This window comes from Muriicola jejuensis, assembly GCF_010671595.1.
Taxonomy (GTDB): Bacteria; Bacteroidota; Bacteroidia; order Flavobacteriales; family Flavobacteriaceae; genus Muriicola; species Muriicola jejuensis.
On record NZ_JAABOP010000004.1, the window covers coordinates 140,531 to 157,589 of the forward strand.

The 17,059-nt window shown below is 48.7% G+C and carries 12 protein-coding genes; 9 read left to right on the forward strand and 3 right to left on the reverse strand.

The window, feature by feature from the left end:
* Positions 1 to 106: 106 nt before the first annotated feature.
* Positions 107 to 754: a rhomboid family intramembrane serine protease gene (locus tag GWK09_RS12560; protein ID WP_163693811.1), complete on the reverse strand. Its 648-nt coding sequence runs from the start codon at positions 752 to 754 to the stop codon at positions 107 to 109.
* 59 nt (positions 755 to 813) lie between these two features.
* Here GWK09_RS12560 and GWK09_RS12565 point away from each other — a divergent pair, with 59 nt between their 5' ends.
* Positions 814 to 1,722: a lysophospholipid acyltransferase family protein gene (locus tag GWK09_RS12565; protein ID WP_163693812.1), complete on the forward strand. Its 909-nt coding sequence runs from the start codon at positions 814 to 816 to the stop codon at positions 1,720 to 1,722.
* Here the strand turns inward: GWK09_RS12565 and glmM are convergent.
* Entirely contained in the window at positions 1,703 to 3,088 is a 1,386-nt protein-coding gene (gene glmM / locus GWK09_RS12570; protein ID WP_163693813.1) for a phosphoglucosamine mutase, read from the reverse strand. The two genes, GWK09_RS12565 and glmM, sit on opposite strands and share 20 nt — an antisense overlap.
* Before the next feature lie 73 nt (positions 3,089 to 3,161).
* On the opposite strand from glmM, the gene GWK09_RS12575 reads away from it, so the two are divergent.
* Genes GWK09_RS12575 through GWK09_RS12585 form a run of 3 tightly spaced genes read left to right on the forward strand, consistent with a single transcriptional unit; the run spans position 3,162 to position 6,222 of the window.
* Positions 3,162 to 3,752 carry an acyl carrier protein phosphodiesterase gene (locus GWK09_RS12575; RefSeq protein WP_163693814.1) on the forward strand — a complete coding sequence of 197 codons (591 nt, stop codon included), beginning with the start codon at positions 3,162 to 3,164 and terminating at the stop codon, positions 3,750 to 3,752.
* Between the two features lie 41 nt (positions 3,753 to 3,793).
* Positions 3,794 to 5,488 (forward strand): gamma-glutamyltransferase, encoded by a 1,695-nt coding sequence (gene ggt / locus GWK09_RS12580; protein WP_163693815.1) that lies wholly within the window; start codon positions 3,794 to 3,796, stop codon positions 5,486 to 5,488.
* A 29-nt stretch (positions 5,489 to 5,517) separates the two neighbouring features.
* On the forward strand, positions 5,518 to 6,222 hold the full coding sequence (locus GWK09_RS12585; protein WP_163693816.1) for a hypothetical protein: 705 nt from the start codon (positions 5,518 to 5,520) through the stop codon (positions 6,220 to 6,222).
* Position 6,223: 1 nt separating this feature from the next.
* On the opposite strand, the gene GWK09_RS12590 is transcribed toward GWK09_RS12585, so the two are convergent.
* Positions 6,224 to 6,976: an XRE family transcriptional regulator gene (locus tag GWK09_RS12590; protein ID WP_163693817.1), complete on the reverse strand. Its 753-nt coding sequence runs from the start codon at positions 6,974 to 6,976 to the stop codon at positions 6,224 to 6,226.
* Positions 6,977 to 7,132: 156 nt separating this feature from the next.
* Here GWK09_RS12590 and GWK09_RS12595 point away from each other — a divergent pair, with 156 nt between their 5' ends.
* From GWK09_RS12595 to GWK09_RS12615, 5 genes are all read left to right on the forward strand, one after another.
* Positions 7,133 to 7,828, forward strand: a complete 696-nt coding sequence (locus GWK09_RS12595) for a DUF4130 domain-containing protein (protein ID WP_163693818.1) — start codon at positions 7,133 to 7,135, stop codon at positions 7,826 to 7,828.
* Between the two features lie 153 nt (positions 7,829 to 7,981).
* Positions 7,982 to 10,828 (forward strand): excinuclease ABC subunit UvrA, encoded by a 2,847-nt coding sequence (gene uvrA, locus GWK09_RS12600; RefSeq protein WP_163693819.1) that lies wholly within the window; start codon positions 7,982 to 7,984, stop codon positions 10,826 to 10,828.
* Positions 10,829 to 10,887: 59 nt separating this feature from the next.
* Complete coding sequence (locus tag GWK09_RS12605) at positions 10,888 to 11,574, forward strand: LOG family protein (RefSeq protein ID WP_163693820.1); 687 nt, start codon at positions 10,888 to 10,890, stop codon at positions 11,572 to 11,574.
* A 7-nt stretch (positions 11,575 to 11,581) separates the two neighbouring features.
* Complete coding sequence (locus tag GWK09_RS12610) at positions 11,582 to 14,416, forward strand: gluzincin family metallopeptidase (protein WP_163693821.1); 2,835 nt, start codon at positions 11,582 to 11,584, stop codon at positions 14,414 to 14,416.
* A gap of 155 nt (positions 14,417 to 14,571) precedes the next feature.
* Positions 14,572 to 16,983: an alpha-ketoacid dehydrogenase subunit alpha/beta gene (locus tag GWK09_RS12615; RefSeq protein ID WP_163693822.1), complete on the forward strand. Its 2,412-nt coding sequence runs from the start codon at positions 14,572 to 14,574 to the stop codon at positions 16,981 to 16,983.
* Positions 16,984 to 17,059 lie beyond the last annotated feature (76 nt).

Genomic DNA, 17,059 nt, shown 5'->3' on the forward strand with positions numbered 1-17,059 from the left:
AACGTTTAAAGGTTTAAAAAAGTATACGCAGGTGCCAATTATAGGTGCGTTTCAGCCTTTTTTTCGATAAACAATGCGACTTTAAGGGTGACCGGGGCTTAAATGTTTATAGTTTGCCCATTTTTTCGAGGCCGAAAAGGATCAATATTGGGAGGGCCAGTAACAGGACCATAAGGGTATCTGTAACCAGCAATTCAGGTTTGAACAAAAGGGTGGTCACGTACCCTCCTATGGCCCCTCCAAAATGGGCCGTATGGCCGATATTCCCCAGACGGGTTTTCATGCCGTAAATGGAATACAGCATATACAGGATACCAAGTACATATGCTGGAAGGGGGATGGGGATAAACATGATCCCCAATTGCATATCTGGCTGAAGCAAAATAGCGGCATAGAGGATGCCCGTCACGGCCCCACTCGCCCCGACCGCGCTGTAGAATGGTTCCTGTCGATGAAAGAACAACGCCAGCAGGCTGCCCGCCAAAAGGCTCACAAAGTACATCAGGAGAAATTTACCCGGCCCGAACCAGCGGATCACAACATCTGCAAAAAAGAAAAGGGTGAACATGTTGAGGAAAAGGTGAGACAGGTCCACATGCAGGAAGCCAGATGTGAACATACGGTCCTTTTGCCCGGAGCGAATGGCGCCTATTCCAAACTTATACCGCTCGAAAAAAAGCTGGTCGTTGAATCCTTTTAATGAAACCAGAACATTTGCTCCGATGATGGCAAGGGTAGCCCAGTGTAGGTTCATAGGAATGCCGCTGTGATGAAAGGTGCAAATATAACTATATTTGCGCATAGTTTCGGCGCATGCAATTATTCATATTTCTATTGGCCTACCCTGTTTTGTGGCTGATTTCCATTCTTCCAAGACCTTTGTTCTACGGTTTTTCCAATGTCGCATTTGTCCTGGTATTTTACGTGACAAGGTACCGCAGGAAGGTGGTCAGGGAGAACCTGATGCTCGCCTTGCCAGAGCGCTCCCAGTCGGAACGAAACAAAATAGAGAAGGAATTCTACCGACACCTCTGCGATCTGTTCCTCGAAATGGTAAAAACCATGCACCTTTCCAAAAAGGAGGTCGCCCTGAGATACAGCATCAAAAACATCGAATACCTGCGCGCCTTGGAAAAGGACAGGAGCGTCCTGGTTCTCTGTACGCATTTCGCAAACTGGGAGTGGAACACCAGTATCAATAACTACGTAACCTCAAGCGGGTTTGCGATTTATCAAAAAATCGGGAACCCGTATTTTGACCGTCTGATCAGGAAGATACGAGCCAAATGGAATACGGAGCCGCTGGAACAAAAGGAGACGGTAAAACGGATCATCAAAAACGAGAAAGAAGGGATACGAGGAGTCTATGGCATCGTCAGTGACCAGTCGCCCATGATGAGCAGGGCCCAGTACTGGAGCGAATTCATGGGGATAAAGGTTCCCATTTTCGTCGGGGCAGAAGGCCTGGCCCGTAAGCTAGACCTGGCGGCTGTATTCCTGAAGGTGACCAAGGTAAAGCGGGGGTATTACGAAGCGGAATTCATTCCCATTGCGGAAAAGGGCGGTGCTACCGCAGAACACGAAATTACGGAGAAATTCCTGCGGCTGGCCGAGCAACAGATCCGTGAAAAACCCGAACACTTCCTGTGGACCCACAGGCGCTGGAAACACAGGGGTAAAGCCCCGTCAGGACCCGAGAGGTCTACGCAGACAGTGTCCTGATCTCCTTCATGATCCTTTCCGCCAGTACATCTGCTTCTTTCTGGGAAGGGGCTTCGGTATACACTCGAATGATCGGTTCTGTGTTCGATTTACGCATGTGGACCCAGGAATTCTCGAAGTCGACCTTTAACCCGTCAATATTGTTCGTCTCCTCCTTTTCGTAATTACCTTCCATCTTTTTAAGGATCGCATCGACATCAATTCCCGGGGTGAGTTCGATCTTCTTCTTGCTCATAAAGTAGGAAGGATAGCTCTTTCTCAATTCACTCACTTTGATTTGGCGTTCTGCCAGCAACATCAGGAATAGGGCGGTTCCCGCAAGGGCATCCCTGCCATAATGACTCTCGGGATAGATAATCCCGCCGTTCCCTTCTCCACCGATAATGGCCCCGGTGGCCTTCATCTGGGCCACCACATTCACCTCCCCTACTGCCGCGGCCGTATAGGTTCCTCCGTGTTTTTCCGTAATATCCCTGAGTGCCCTTGTGGAAGAGAGGTTTGAAACGGTATTGCCGGGGGTTTTGCCCAGTACGTAATCCGCACAAGCCACCAGGGTGTATTCCTCCCCGAACATCTCCCCGTCCTCGGAAATAAATGCAAGCCTGTCCACGTCCGGATCTACGACGATCCCCAGGTCAGCCTTTTCCTTTACGACCAGATCGCAAATGTCTTTCAAATGCTCCTTTAAGGGTTCCGGGTTGTGAGGAAAATGCCCGTTGGGCTCACAATAGAGCTCAATAACCTGCACACCCAGTTCCTTCAGAAGCTTGGGGATGGCGATGCCCCCCGTAGAGTTCACGCCATCGACGACTACCCTGAAGCCGGCCCGGGCAATGGTCTCCCTGTCTACCAGTGAAAGATCCAGTACTTCGTCTATATGGATATCAAAATAGGAGTCGTTCACAGTCACATGGCCTAACTCATCCACATTGGCAAAGGAAAAATCCTCCTTATCGGCCAGGGAAAGGATGGTCTCTCCTTCCGCTGCATTCAGGAATTCCCCTTTGGCATTCAGAAGTTTTAAGGCATTCCATTGTTTTGGATTATGACTGGCGGTTAGAATAATGCCCCCATCTGCCTTTTCCAGGGGTACAGCGATCTCCACGGTGGGAGTGGTGGACAGCCCCAGGTCTACTACGTCGATCCCCATTCCTACAAGGGTAGAGACCACCAGGTGCTGTATCATTTCCCCTGAGATCCTCGCATCCCTGCCGATCACGACCTTCAGACGTTTATCGGGTTGCTGTTGTCTCAGAAAGGCTCCGTAGGCCGCTGCAAATTTAACGGAATCGAGCGGGGTCAGATTTTCTCCAGTTTTCCCCCCAATAGTCCCGCGTATGCCGGAAATGGATTTGATCAAGGTCATAATTTCGAAAAAAGTTTCTGCAAATATAATGGTATAGGCCAGTTTCCTTCCCCCTTCTTTGTAAATTCGGAGAATGAATTTTCTCGCACACATCTTCCTTTCCTTCGATGACGAGGAGATCAGCATTGGTAACTTTATCGCGGACAGTATCAGGGGAAATCGTTTCAAACACCTGCCGGAGAGGGTACAAAAGGGAATTTTGTTGCACAGGGACATCGACACCTACACGGATGCCCATCCGATCTACAGGAAAAGCAGCAGAAGGCTTCACAAAAACCACAGCCATTACAGCAGGGTGATCGTCGATGTGTACTACGACCATTTCCTGGCCGCGAACTGGGCCAAATATTCCGGGGAAGACCTGGGCGATTTCGCCTCTAGATTCTACGCACTTTTGAAGGATCGATACGAGATTCTGCCCGAGCCTACCAAACGCCTGATGCCCTACATGATCAGGGATAACTGGCTGGTAAATTACGCCTCAGTAGAAGGAATAGACCGGGTACTCAAAGGACTTTACAGGAGGACTGGGGAAAAAAGCAATATGCATCGAGCTAAAGACGACCTCCTGGAACATTACGATCTTTTCAGGGAAGAATTCAGCCTCTTTTTGGAGGATTTAATTATCTTTTCCAGCGAAAAATACAAGAGCCTTACAAACTAAGCCCTATGATAAGGAACCCGAGAAATCCCAAAGGGAGGATCATGACCAGAACCATGGTATTCGCCCTTCTGTCCCTGCTTTTAGTCACCGGTATTCAATGTCGGAGGGCCCCTGCGAAACCGACCGGTCTTGTCACTGAGAAAGCCATGGTCGTATCGGCCAGGGAAGAAGCCTCGGCATTAGGTGCCGCCATCCTGAAGGAAGGAGGCAATGCCTTTGATGCTATGGTCGCCACCGAACTGGCTCTTGCCGTGGCCTATCCTTATGCGGGAAATCTTGGTGGTGGTGGATTTATGGTCTACAGGAGGAGTGATGGAGATGTGGGTGCTCTCGACTATAGGGAAAAAGCTCCATTATCAGCCACAAAGGATATGTACCTGGATTCCCTCGGAAATGTGATTCCCGGGATGAGTACAGCGGGGGCTACCGCTGTCGGTGTACCCGGAACCATTGCGGGTATCTTTGAGGTTCACAAGAAGTTCGGAAGCCTGCCGATGGAACGCATCCTGGATCCTGTGATCGCCCTTGCGGAAAAAGGGGTGGTCGTGACCGAAAAACAGGCAGAACGACTCGAGAGATACCGTGATCAGATCATAGAGGTGAGCGGGGAGGAAACTTTCTTCTTCACCAGGTGCCAACAAGGGGACACCCTGAAATATCCGAGCCTTGCGAACACCCTCCGAAGGATTCGCGAAAACGGGAGGGATGAGTTCTATAGAGGAGAGACCGCTCAGAAGCTGGCTGCCTTTATTCAGGAAAGAGGGGGATTCATCACTGAAGAGGACCTCGCATCCTACGAAGCCGTATGGCGACAACCCGTGATTTTCAAATACAAGGACCTGAGAATCATCAGTATGAGTCCGCCCAGCAGCGGAGGCGTAACGATCAACCAGATATTCAAGATGATCGAACCCTACGATATAGGGCAATACAAACAAAATTCCCCCGAGGCTATACAACTGCTTACCGAGGCATTCAGACGTGCCTATGCCGATCGCAATTTTTACCTGGGAGATCCGGATTTTGTGGAGATCCCTCTTGATTTCCTTCTCAAGGAAAGCTATCTCAGGGGGCGAATGGAAGATTTTTCAATGGATCGGGCCACAAAGTCAGAATCCGTCTCCCACGGTACGGTTGAGATCCTGGAAAGCGCCGAGACCACGCATTATTCCATCGTGGATGCCATGGGGAATGCGGTTTCTGTAACCACTACCCTGAATGGGGCCTATGGTTCAAAGCTCTATTGCGACGAACTGGGCTTTTTCCTGAACAATGAAATGGATGATTTCAGTTCCAAACCGGGGGTTCCCAACATGTTCGGACTTATAGGAGCTGAAGCTAACAGTATCGCCCCCGGAAAACGAATGCTGAGCAGCATGACCCCTACCATAGTGGAAAAAGACGGGTCTTTGTGGCTGGTGGTAGGTACCCCCGGGGGATCGACCATCATCACGGCCGTGGCCGAGACCATAATCAACACCTATGAATTTAACATGAGCATGCAGGAGGCCGTGGAAGCGCCCAGGTTCCACCATCAGTGGATGCCGGATTATATCATTTTTGAACCGGAGGGATTTTCGGAGTCGACCAAGGATCTCCTCCGTGCCAAGGGATATATGATCAATGAGGAGCGCACCCCGGTGATCGGTAAGGTGGATGCGATCCGCGTGCTGCCGGATGGCCGACTCGAAGGCGGGGCGGATCCCAGGGGAGACGACAAGGCCGTTGGATATTGAATCTGACCTGATCAAAAAAATATTTTACCGTGAAGAAATGGATCAAAAGAATTGCAGGAGTAGTGGCCTTCCTGGTCGTTATTTTTGGTGGAATTTACTCCCTGTACTTCAATGACCCGGTCCCGGCAGGAAGTTCCCCCGAACAGGCAGATGCCCTTGCCAGGGAGATGCTCGAAGCCCTCAACGTAGAGGCCTACAGGGAAACCCGTTATCTCGACTGGTCCTATAGGGGCGGAAGAAACCGCTATCACTGGGACAAGCTTATGGGAAAGGTGGAGATGAGATGGGGGAATTTTTGGGGAAGGATAGACCTGGTTTCTCCGGACAAAAGCGAGATCGAGGAAGAAGGAGTACCCGTTAAAGGAGAGCGCCTGAAACAGCTTACCCAAAAAGCCATTTCATATTTCAACAATGACTCCTTCTGGCTGGTGGCCCCTTTTAAGGTTTTCGATAAAGGAACGAAGCGCAGTATAGTCCAGAGGCCCGATGGGAGTCCAGGTTTACTGGTTACCTATACGCAGGGCGGAGATACACCTGGGGACTCGTATCTCTGGGAATTGAATGAGGAGAATTTCCCTGTAAGCTATCGCATGTGGGTTCAGATCTTACCTCTAAAAGGTCTTTCTGCTACCTGGGATGGCTGGGAACGTATGGAAAGTGGGGTTTGGTTACCTCAGTACCATGAGATCGGCCCGATTACGCTAGACCTGGGAAAGGTTTCAGCCTCCAGGTGAACTAGGCCCTGAGCTGTTTTTTAAGTTCTTCCATGGACTGCTGTAATTGCCGGAGCAGACCATTCTCTGTAGTCGCGTCCACCCCGAAAGTGATCTTGCTGCTCACCTGCCATAATTCCTGGACCTGATGGGGTTCTATCTCGTACGGAGGGTAGGATTCATTGAGGGAGATCAGGAGGATCTTATGAGAATTCGGCGGGCGCTCTATTTTTTTCACCATTACGGAATCCTGTAGAACGATCACATAGATCTTATTGGTATTGATATCTTCCAGGTCCTCCACAGCCTTCGCAAGCACCCATTCTCCGGGTCTCAGGTTAGGGAGCATACTGTCCCCTTCCACCTGGAAACCCCTGTAGGTAGCATTGCGGAATTCGGGGATGGGGAGGTCGAAGGCCGGTAATTGACGATACCAGCTCGTGTCGTGTATGTTCTGGGGATATCCGGCCGCAGCCTTGGCATTGACCAGCACCATATTCTCCCGGTCGGAGGAATCCACGGTGACTACTTTAGGGATCACACTGGTGTTTGAAGCCTCTATATACTGCTGCTCACTTTCACCATAGAGCCATAAGGGATTTACCTTGAATTGTTTCAGGAGTGCCGCAACCACCTTACCGGAAAGTTTGGTCCTGCCCCTTTCTATGTCGGCCGTGGTATTGGAAACTCCTAACAATTCCGCAAATTCTGCCTGTGTATACCCTAATTCTCTCCTTAGGTCCGTAAATCTCTTGATCGTGATCTCGTTTTCCATGTATGTCGCTTTTTGAACCCCAGATTCAGGCCTCAACCCTTCAAAGATATAAAATTTGGAATAATTCCAAAATATTATTAGGAATATTTCCATAATATGGAATATATCCATATATTTGGAATATGTACAACTCAGCGTATCGCAAAAACCACTAATATGGAAAATGAGAAAGCAATCTACTTTTACGACGGGAGTTTTAATGGATTCCTGACGATTCTGTACTCCGTTGAACACGAAGGCCTGCAGGTCGAAGAGATCTGCAAGATAGAATCACCTCAGGATGCCCTGTTCCCGGAGCCGAGGTTTATCGATACCTGTCAAAGACACGCACAGCAACTCTGGGAGCACTTGAGGGCCGAAAATTACAGTGCCCTAAAAACGCTGTATTTCGCCTTTATGAGCAATGAAAAAGTGCTTGAGGGTGAATTGCTCCGATTTTTCCTCATCTGGAGGAAGTACAGGTCTCTTGAGAAGAATATCATGTTCAGTTCAGACTTTGTCCGGCTTTTCAAACTCGCCAGGGAAGTAGAAAAGGAAAAAGATCACATGGAGCGCCGCCTATCAGTCCAGCTAGATCCCGGGGCGCCACCAGTCAGATTGATCAGGCCTAAGCACAATATCCTTCCCCTTATCTCCAAACGTCTCAGAATGCGATACCGCCATAGTGAATGGTATGTTTTTGATGTTCGGAGAAAGTACGGTCTACACCACTTGGATGGGAACATATCCTTTATACCTTTCCGTTCAGAATACCTGAAAGAGGATTTTATGCAATCGGGCTATCAAGGAGATTCGGGCTTGAGATTTATCCTTGAGGAAGTGCAAAACCAACGAGCGATCGCACATGCCTGATTGTGATACGATCCTTGTGAGTATGGCGTTTTTAAGATCCTGATGGTGCTATCCTGTCAGAATTCAATATTAGAACAGAATTAACAAGAACAGGATACCTCTTGCCTTCCTTTTTAGATTTCGAAATAGTACCTTTGCCACTTTCCTCTCTGCATGACAAATAATGAAGAGCTCATAGAAGTAAAAGGAGCGCGTGTTCACAATCTAAAGGATATTGACGTCAACATCCCCAGGGAAAAACTGGTAGTTATCACCGGTCTTTCAGGAAGTGGTAAGTCGTCACTGGCTTTTGATACGATCTATGCGGAGGGGCAAAGACGATATATCGAGACTTTTTCCGCCTATGCCAGGCAATTCCTCGGAGGGATGGAAAGGCCCGATGTGGACAAGATCGATGGCCTGTCGCCTGTGATCGCCATTGAACAAAAAACCACCTCCAAGTCCCCGAGATCTACCGTGGGAACCATCACCGAGGTCTATGATTTCCTGAGGCTGCTCTATGCAAGGGGTGCCGATGCCTACAGCTACAAGACAGGTGAAAAGATGGTGAGTTACTCCGATGAACAGATACGGGAGCTTATCCTCTCCTCTTTTTCCGGGAAGAGGATCAATATTCTGGCCCCTGTGGTTAAATCCCGGAAAGGCCATTACCGTGAACTTTTTGAACAGATCGCCAAACAGGGGTTTGTTAAAGTAAGGGTAGACGGTGAATTGCAGGATCTCCGAAAGGGAATGAAGGTAGACCGGTATAAGACCCATGACATTGAGATCGTTGTAGACCGCCTGGCTGTCACAGAAGATCCTGAATTGGAAAAGCGCCTTTCAGAATCCATCAATACGGCCATGTACAGTGGTGACGATACCCTCATGGTCCTCGCGGAAGGGGAGTCCGAGCCACGGTATTTCAGCCGGGACCTCATGTGTCCATCAACAGGTATCTCCTACCCTACCCCTGAACCCAACACCTTTTCCTTTAACTCCCCCAAAGGGATGTGTGAGGAATGCAATGGGCTGGGCCATACATACGAGATCAACGAGCGAAAGATCTTCCCGGACAAGAGCCTGGCCATTGTGGCCGGGGGCATCGCCCCTCTGGGAGAGTACAAGAAATCCTGGGCCTTCAAACAGCTGGAAACCATTGCCAAACGCTATGATTTCGACCTGAAGGACCCCATCTCCAGCATCCCTGACGAGGCCATGAAGGTCATCTTATACGGAGGGGAAGAGCGGTTTGTGGTCGACTCCAAGTCGCTGGGAGTAAGCAGGGACTATACCATAGATTATGAAGGTATCGCTCATTTTATCAAGAATCAATTCAACAGTTCCGATTCCACTTCCATCAAGAGGTGGGCCAAGGATTATATGGATAAGATCCAATGCCCGGTCTGTTCGGGAACCCGACTTCAAAAGGCGTCCCTCAATTTCAGAATCGGAGATAAGAACATAGCTGAACTCGCTGCCCTGGACATAGCCGAATTATCGAAATTCTTCGAAAACCTCGAAAAAACCCTTTCCGGGAACCAAAAGATCATCGCAGAGGAGATCATCAAGGAAATCAGGACTCGGGTGCAATTCCTCCTGGACGTAGGCCTGGACTACCTCTCCCTGAATAGAAGTTCAAAGTCCCTATCCGGAGGCGAGGCCCAGCGGATACGTCTGGCCACTCAGATCGGCTCTCAGCTCGTAGGTGTTCTCTACATTTTGGATGAACCCAGCATAGGGCTCCATCAAAGGGACAATGGCAGACTTATCCGGTCGTTGTTGGCCCTCAGGGACATCGGTAATTCCATCATCGTGGTGGAACACGACAAAGACATGATCGAGAGTGCCGACCACGTCATCGACATAGGGCCAAGGGCAGGAAAGCACGGGGGTGAGATTATCTCAGAAGGAACACCAGCTGAGCTGAAATTACACGATACACTGACGGCCGATTACCTTACGGGCAAGAGAGAGATCCCAATCCCGAAAAAAAGGAGGTCCGGCAATGGAAAATACATTGTCCTGGAAGGGTGTACCGGAAACAACCTGAGGGACATCACGGCCCGTTTTCCTCTGGGAAAAATGATAGGAGTCACCGGGGTTTCAGGAAGCGGAAAATCCACCCTGGTGAATGAGACTCTGTATCCGATCATGAATGCCCACTATTTCAACGGGGTAAAAAAACCCATGCCTTACCGCAAGATCTCAGGTCTCGAACATATAGATAAGGTCATCGACATCAACCAGTCGCCTATCGGAAGGACCCCCAGATCGAATCCGGCTACATATACAGGGGTTTTCAGTGAGATCAGGACCCTGTTTACGAAAACGCCGGAAGCGGCCATCCGCGGTTATAAACCCGGCAGGTTCAGCTTTAATGTGAAAGGTGGCAGATGTGAGACTTGTCAGGGTGGCGGACTCAGGGTGATCGAGATGAATTTCCTTCCAGACGTGTACGTGGAATGCGAGACCTGCTATGGAAAGCGGTTTAACCGGGAAACGCTGGAGATCCGCTACAAAGGAAAATCAATCGCCGATGTGCTCGACATGACCATAGACGAAGCGGTCGAATTCTTTGAAAATATTCCAAAGATCCACAGGAAGTTAAAGACCATACAGGATGTGGGCCTGGGGTATATCTCACTGGGGCAACAATCCACTACCCTGTCCGGGGGTGAGGCTCAACGGGTAAAGCTGGCTACGGAACTTTCCAAACGCGATACGGGGAACACCTTTTATATTCTGGATGAGCCCACGACCGGACTCCACTTTGAGGACATACGCGTATTGATGGAAGTTTTGAACAGGCTGGTAGACAAGGGGAACACTATCCTGATCATAGAACACAATATGGATGTGATCAAAATGGTAGACCATATTATTGATATAGGCTATGAGGGCGGTCGCGGTGGAGGCATGATCGTAGCAGAAGGATCTCCCGAAGAGGTGGCCGCAGATGAAAAAAGTTATACAGCCCAATTTCTTAGGAAAGAATTGGATCCGGCCCTTAGCCATTGAAAATAGTTTTACGACATTTATAATGTATAGCCGCGATACGCGTTTTAAGGCATATAGGTATGAGAAAGGAGAAACATCACAAGGGCTGGAACGAGATCAAGACCAATGATTCCTGGGCGATCTTCAAGATCATGGGGGAATTCGTAAATGGTTTTGAAAAAATGAGCGCCATTGGTCCCTGTGTGACCATCTTCGGTTCTGCAAGGACCAAACCCGGAGATACCTATTATGAACTCGCGGTTCAGGTCGCTAAGAAAGTAGCAGAAGCGGGTTACGGGATCATCACCGGAGGGGGGCCAGGGATCATGGAAGCGGGCAACAAAGGTGCTCACCTCGCCGGGGGTACTTCCGTGGGCCTCAATATTGACCTTCCATTCGAGCAACACGACAACCCCTATATCGACAATGACAAGAGCCTGGATTTTGACTATTTCTTTGTTCGCAAGGTGATGTTTGTCAAATATTCCCAGGGTTTTGTGGTAATGCCGGGGGGCTTCGGTACACTGGATGAACTCTTTGAGGCCATCACCCTGATACAGACCAATAAGATCGGTAGGTTTCCCATTATTCTCGTAGGTTCAGGATTCTGGGCCGGACTCATGGAATGGATCGAGAATACCATGCTAATGGCAAAGAACATCAGTCCGGAAGACCTGGACCTGGTAAAGATCGCGGATTCAGCAGAGGAAGTCGTGGAAATTATTGACGCATTCTACAAAGGACACACCCTTAGTCCAAACTTTTAATTCTCTTATGAGGCTAAGACATGTTCGCACATCCTATGTTTGTCTTTGCCTGATCGCCCTGTTTGGGACAGGGAGATTATTTTCACAACACATCAATCGGCTGAAGGCTGAAGTTGATCCGGAGACCAAGGAGATCGACATACAACAGGAATTCACTTACAAGAACGATTCACGGGATACGCTTACCGTCCTTTACTTCAACGATTGGGCCCATTCGTATTCCAGTAAAAAGACAGATCTGGCCCGGCGATTTGCAGAGGATTTCAAAAAAAGCCTTCACCTGGCAAAGGAAGATGAAAGGGGATACACACAGATCTTTGGGATGTCTGATTTTGAATTCAGGAACCTTACCTGGAAGCGAACACCCAAAAGAGACCTCGTACAAATCCAGCTCAACCAGCCCTTACCTCCCGGTTCTTCCATCAAGATGTACTTTACCTACACCGTGACCCTGCCTCCCAACAAATACACGCCCTATGGATATGATCCAAGGGGCGGTTATTATCTCAAAGACTGGTATCTGACCCCTGCCGTGTACAACGGCTCATGGCAGCTGTATTCCAATAAAAACCTCGAGGACCTATACACCGGGCTCACCAATACAACCATCGATCTGACCTTTCCGGAAAACCTCTTCCTCGGTACCAATTTCAAAGAAGTCAACATCACCTCCTACCCTTCCAAGAAAGTGGCCTCCCTGAAAGGGGTCGATCGCAAAAGCGGAGATATCATCCTGAATTCCTCCCGTAAGTTCATCAAACACGTAACTCCCTTTATTATAGTTGTTACAGATATCCGCTCCCCAAAATACGACGAGGTTTCCCAGGGTATTTCCATCAACCGTATCACCCAGTTCATCCATGAGAACCTGGGCGAATTTCCATACGAGCAGCTCCTGGTCAGTGAAACGGATTTCAACAAGAACCCCCTTTATGGTCTCAACCAGCTGCCATCCTTCATCAGGCCGTATGAGGAACAATTCCAGTTCGAGATGAAATTCCTGAAAACGGCCTTGTTGAGCTATCTGAGGGAGACCTTGTTCCTGAATCCCAGGAAAGAACAATGGGTTACCGATGCCATTGTGAATTATCTTATGATCCGTTTCGTAGAGACGTATTACCCGGACCAAAAACTTCTTGGAAAACTGTATTCCCTATGGCCCGTCAGCACCTTCACCCTGGCTCAGTTGTCGTTCAATGATCAATACCCCTTCCTGTATATGCTTACGGCCAGGAAGAACCTGGATCAGCGACTTACGACCTCCAATGACTCCCTGATCAAGTTCAATCAGAAGATCGCGAACACGTACAAGGCCGGGTTGGGTCTGGCTTATCTGGCAGCTTATACGGGAACCGAAGAGGTCAATAACAGCATCAAGGACTTTTACAATACGTTCAAGCTTCAACCGGTGACCCCGGAAGATTTTCGCAACAGTATAAAGGCCAATACTTCGAAGGATGTCAGCTGGTTCTTTGAAACCTACGTAGAAACAGACAAGCGCATTGATTTTAAGATCAAAAATGTGATAAAGGAGGAAGATACCCTGGAAGTGGTCCTGAAGAACAAAAGCGGTACCAACGTGCCCATCTCCCTCTTTGGCCTGAGGAATGACAGCGTGGTCTCCAATTACTGGTTTTCCGATATTACTGGAATTGATACCGTCCTGATACCAAATAAACAGGAAGACCGTCTGGTGTTGAATTACGACCAGAAAATCCCTGAATTCAATCAAAGGGACAACTGGAAATCCCTGAGTGGTTTCTTTTCCAGCAACAAAAAATTAAAACTTCAATTTCTGAAGGATGCGGAAAATCCATACTACAACCAGTTGTTCTACATGCCGGTAGCTGGGTTTAACGTATACGACGGTATTTCTCCGGGTATCAGGTTTTCCAATAAGACCTTACTGGAAAGGCCTTTTATCTTTAGCGTGGCTCCTTCCCTGGCACTCAAGGAACGATCCCTGGTGGGAGTTGCCGGATTCAACTACAGAAAGTATCTGAGGAAAAGTGGGCTCTACGTCTTGAATTACAGCCTGAGCATGTCCAGTTTTCACTTCCAGACCAACTCCCGCTACAGCACAATCACCCCCTCCTTTGGCTTGGGCTGGAGACCAGATGATCTCATTTCAAACGAACGTAAGTCTTTGGTATTTCGGTATGTGAACGTGCTGCGGGATATAGATCCTTCCCTCAATATTGAGACCGATCCTGATTACAATGTATTCAACGTTCGTTACAACCATTACAACAACGACATCATCGACTTCTTTTCCTGGTTTGTGGATGGGCAGTATTCAGCAGACTTCTCAAAAGTGTCTTTTAATTTTGACTACCGCAAGCTCTTCGACAACAACACCCAGCTCAACCTCAGGTTCTTTGCCGGGAAGTTTTTGCGCAATGAGACCAATTCTGATTTCTTCAGTTTTGCTCTGGACAGACCCACCGATTATTTATTCGATTACAACTATCTTGGCCGGTCAGAGGAATCGGGCATTACAAGCCAGCAGATCATCATTGCCGAAGGAGGATTTAAGTCTCAGCTGGAAAACCCTTTCGCCAACGACTGGCTGGTAACCACCAACGCGAGTTTCAACATTTGGCGATGGATTGAGCTCTACGGAGATGTAGGCTTTGTCAGGAACCGGGGGACCGACCCCAGATTTGTGTACGATTCGGGGATCCGATTGAATCTGGTCACCGATTATTTCGAATTGTATTTCCCTTTGTATTCGAACAATGGGTGGGAGATCGCCCAGCCAGCATATGATCAGAAGATCCGGTTTCTAGTGACCCTGAGCCCGAGGACTCTGATAGGCCTATTTACCCGAAAATGGTTTTAATTTTTATAATATTCTTAATTTATTCCTCTATAAATTACATACTTTCTAATTATCGGTATTTTGTCCGTAATTTATTGACATATTGTTAATTTTATATCGTGAATACTCCTTGCAAAAAACCCTGTTTTTTGATATTTTCGTCAAAACTTTAATCCATGGACCCGAAGCTTCAAACCAGCGAGGATATTTCCTTTGACGAATTTCGGAAGCAGATCCTAAAAGACTACGAGATCGCCGTTATGAGTCGGGAATGCAGCCTCCTCGGCCGGCGTGAAGTCTTAACCGGCAAAGCCAAATTCGGGATTTTTGGGGATGGGAAGGAGCTGCCCCAGCTAGCCATGGCGAGGGCCTTTAAAAACGGAGATTTCAGGAGCGGTTATTACAGGGACCAGACCTTTATGATGGCCCTTGGGCTTTTGAGCCCTAAAGATTTTTTCCACGGACTTTACGCCACCACAGACCTTGAAAAGGAACCTATGAGTGCTGGTAGGCAGATGGGTGGGCATTTCGGAACATTTAGCCTGCAGGAAGACGGTTCCTGGAAGGACCTAACCGAACAGAAAAACAGCAGTCCTGATATTTCCCCCACGGCCGGTCAAATGCCCCGTTTACTGGGACTCGCACTGGCCTCAAAGGTGTACAGGAACGAAAAAAGCCTGAAGGCCGATAAGTTCACTGACAATGGAAATGAAGTGGCTTGGGGAACGATTGGAAATGCCAGCACGAGCGAGGGGCATTTCTTTGAGACCATCAATGCTGCAGGGGTGCTGCAAGTGCCCATGGTGGTCAGCATATGGGATGATGAATACGGGATCTCTGTACCTGCGAAATACCAGACGACCAAGGAAGACATCTCTACCATCCTTTCCGGTTTTCAGCGCACTGAGGACGAACCCGGGTATGAGATACTCAAGGTAAAGGGTTGGGATTATACCGCCCTGATCCACACTTATGAGAATGCCTCAGATATTGCCCGGGAAGAACACGTCCCTGTCATTATTCACGTGACGGAACTCACCCAGCCTCAGGGCCATAGTACCTCAGGATCGCACGAGCGGTACAAAAGTGAAGAACGTCTTGCCTGGGAAAAGGAAAACGATTGCAACAAGAAATTCAGAGAGTGGATACTCTCGAATCGGATCGCATCGGAGGAGGAATTGAAATCCCTGGAAAAGAGGATGAAGACCGAGATCCGTATGGCCAAAAAGGATGCCTGGAACGAATTTCTGAATCCACACCGGGAAGATAAGCGAGTGGTAGTGGGTCTATTGGATGCCCTTGCTCAAAGCAGTCCGAATAGGGCCTTTATCACCAGGATCAAAAATGACCTTATCGCGATTGAGGAACCCCTGAAAAAGGACCTGGCCTCCCACACAAGGAAGGCTTTGAGGTATGTACTGGGGGAAAACAGCCCTCAGAAAAAGTCCCTGGAGGACTGGATAGCGGGATTCTTTGAGAAAACCCAGCCTCACTTCAGCTCTCACCTGTACAGTGAATTGCCAAGCAAAGCCACTAATATAAAGGAAGTCAGACCCGAATACGATGAAAACCCGGAACAGGTCGACGGCCGGATCATCCTGAGGGACAATTTTGATGCCCTTTTCTCCAGGTATCCCGAAGTGATGATCTTCGGGGAGGACAGTGGAGCCATTGGAGATGTGAACCAGGGCCTGGAAGGCCTGCAGAAAAAATATGGGGAGATTCGGATTTCCGATACCGGGATCCGGGAGGCCACCATCATCGGACAGGGGATTGGACTGGCCCTGAGAGGGCTAAGGCCGATCGCAGAGATTCAGTACCTCGACTACCTTATGTACGGTCTTCAAACCCTGAGTGATGACCTGGCCACCCTGCTCTATCGATCAGTCGGGAAACAAAAGGCGCCCCTTATCGTCAGGACCAGGGGTCATCGCCTGGAAGGGATCTGGCATTCAGGATCACAGATGGGTGGAATCATCCACTTACTCCGGGGATTGTACGTGTTGGTGCCCCGAAACATGACCAAAGCGGCCGGATTTTATAACACCCTGCTAAAAAGCGATGAGCCCGCTCTTATAATTGAAAGCCTTAACGGGTACCGACTCAAAGAACCCAAACCGACCAATCTCGGGGAAATCTGTACGCCAATCGGACTGGTGGAAGTCGTGAAAAAGGGGTCGGATATGACTGTGGTCTCCTATGGTTCTACTCTCAGGATCGTAATGGAGGTAGCCGAGGAATTGAAGGAGGTCGGGATTGATGTGGAAGTGATCGATGCCCAGTCACTGCTTCCCTTCGATCTCAACAAGGACGTGTTGCAAAGTGTGAAGAAAACCAACCGCTTACTCATCGTGGATGAGGATGTACCCGGGGGTTGTTCTGCCTATCTCATGCAGGAGATCATCGAAAAACAGGGGGCATACAAATACCTGGACAGTGCGCCACAAACACTGAGTGCGAATGCGCACAGACCTGCTTACGCCTCGGATGGAGATTACTTTTCCAAACCTAATGCCGAAGATATCTTCGAAAAGATCTATCAGATCATGCACGAGTCCAACCCTTTGGATTTTCCCAAGCTCAGGTAGACAACCTTTTTCTGATTCTGTCGAAGTCTTACTCCTCAACCTTACTTATTGGTTTGTGAGAAACTTCCACTCCTGT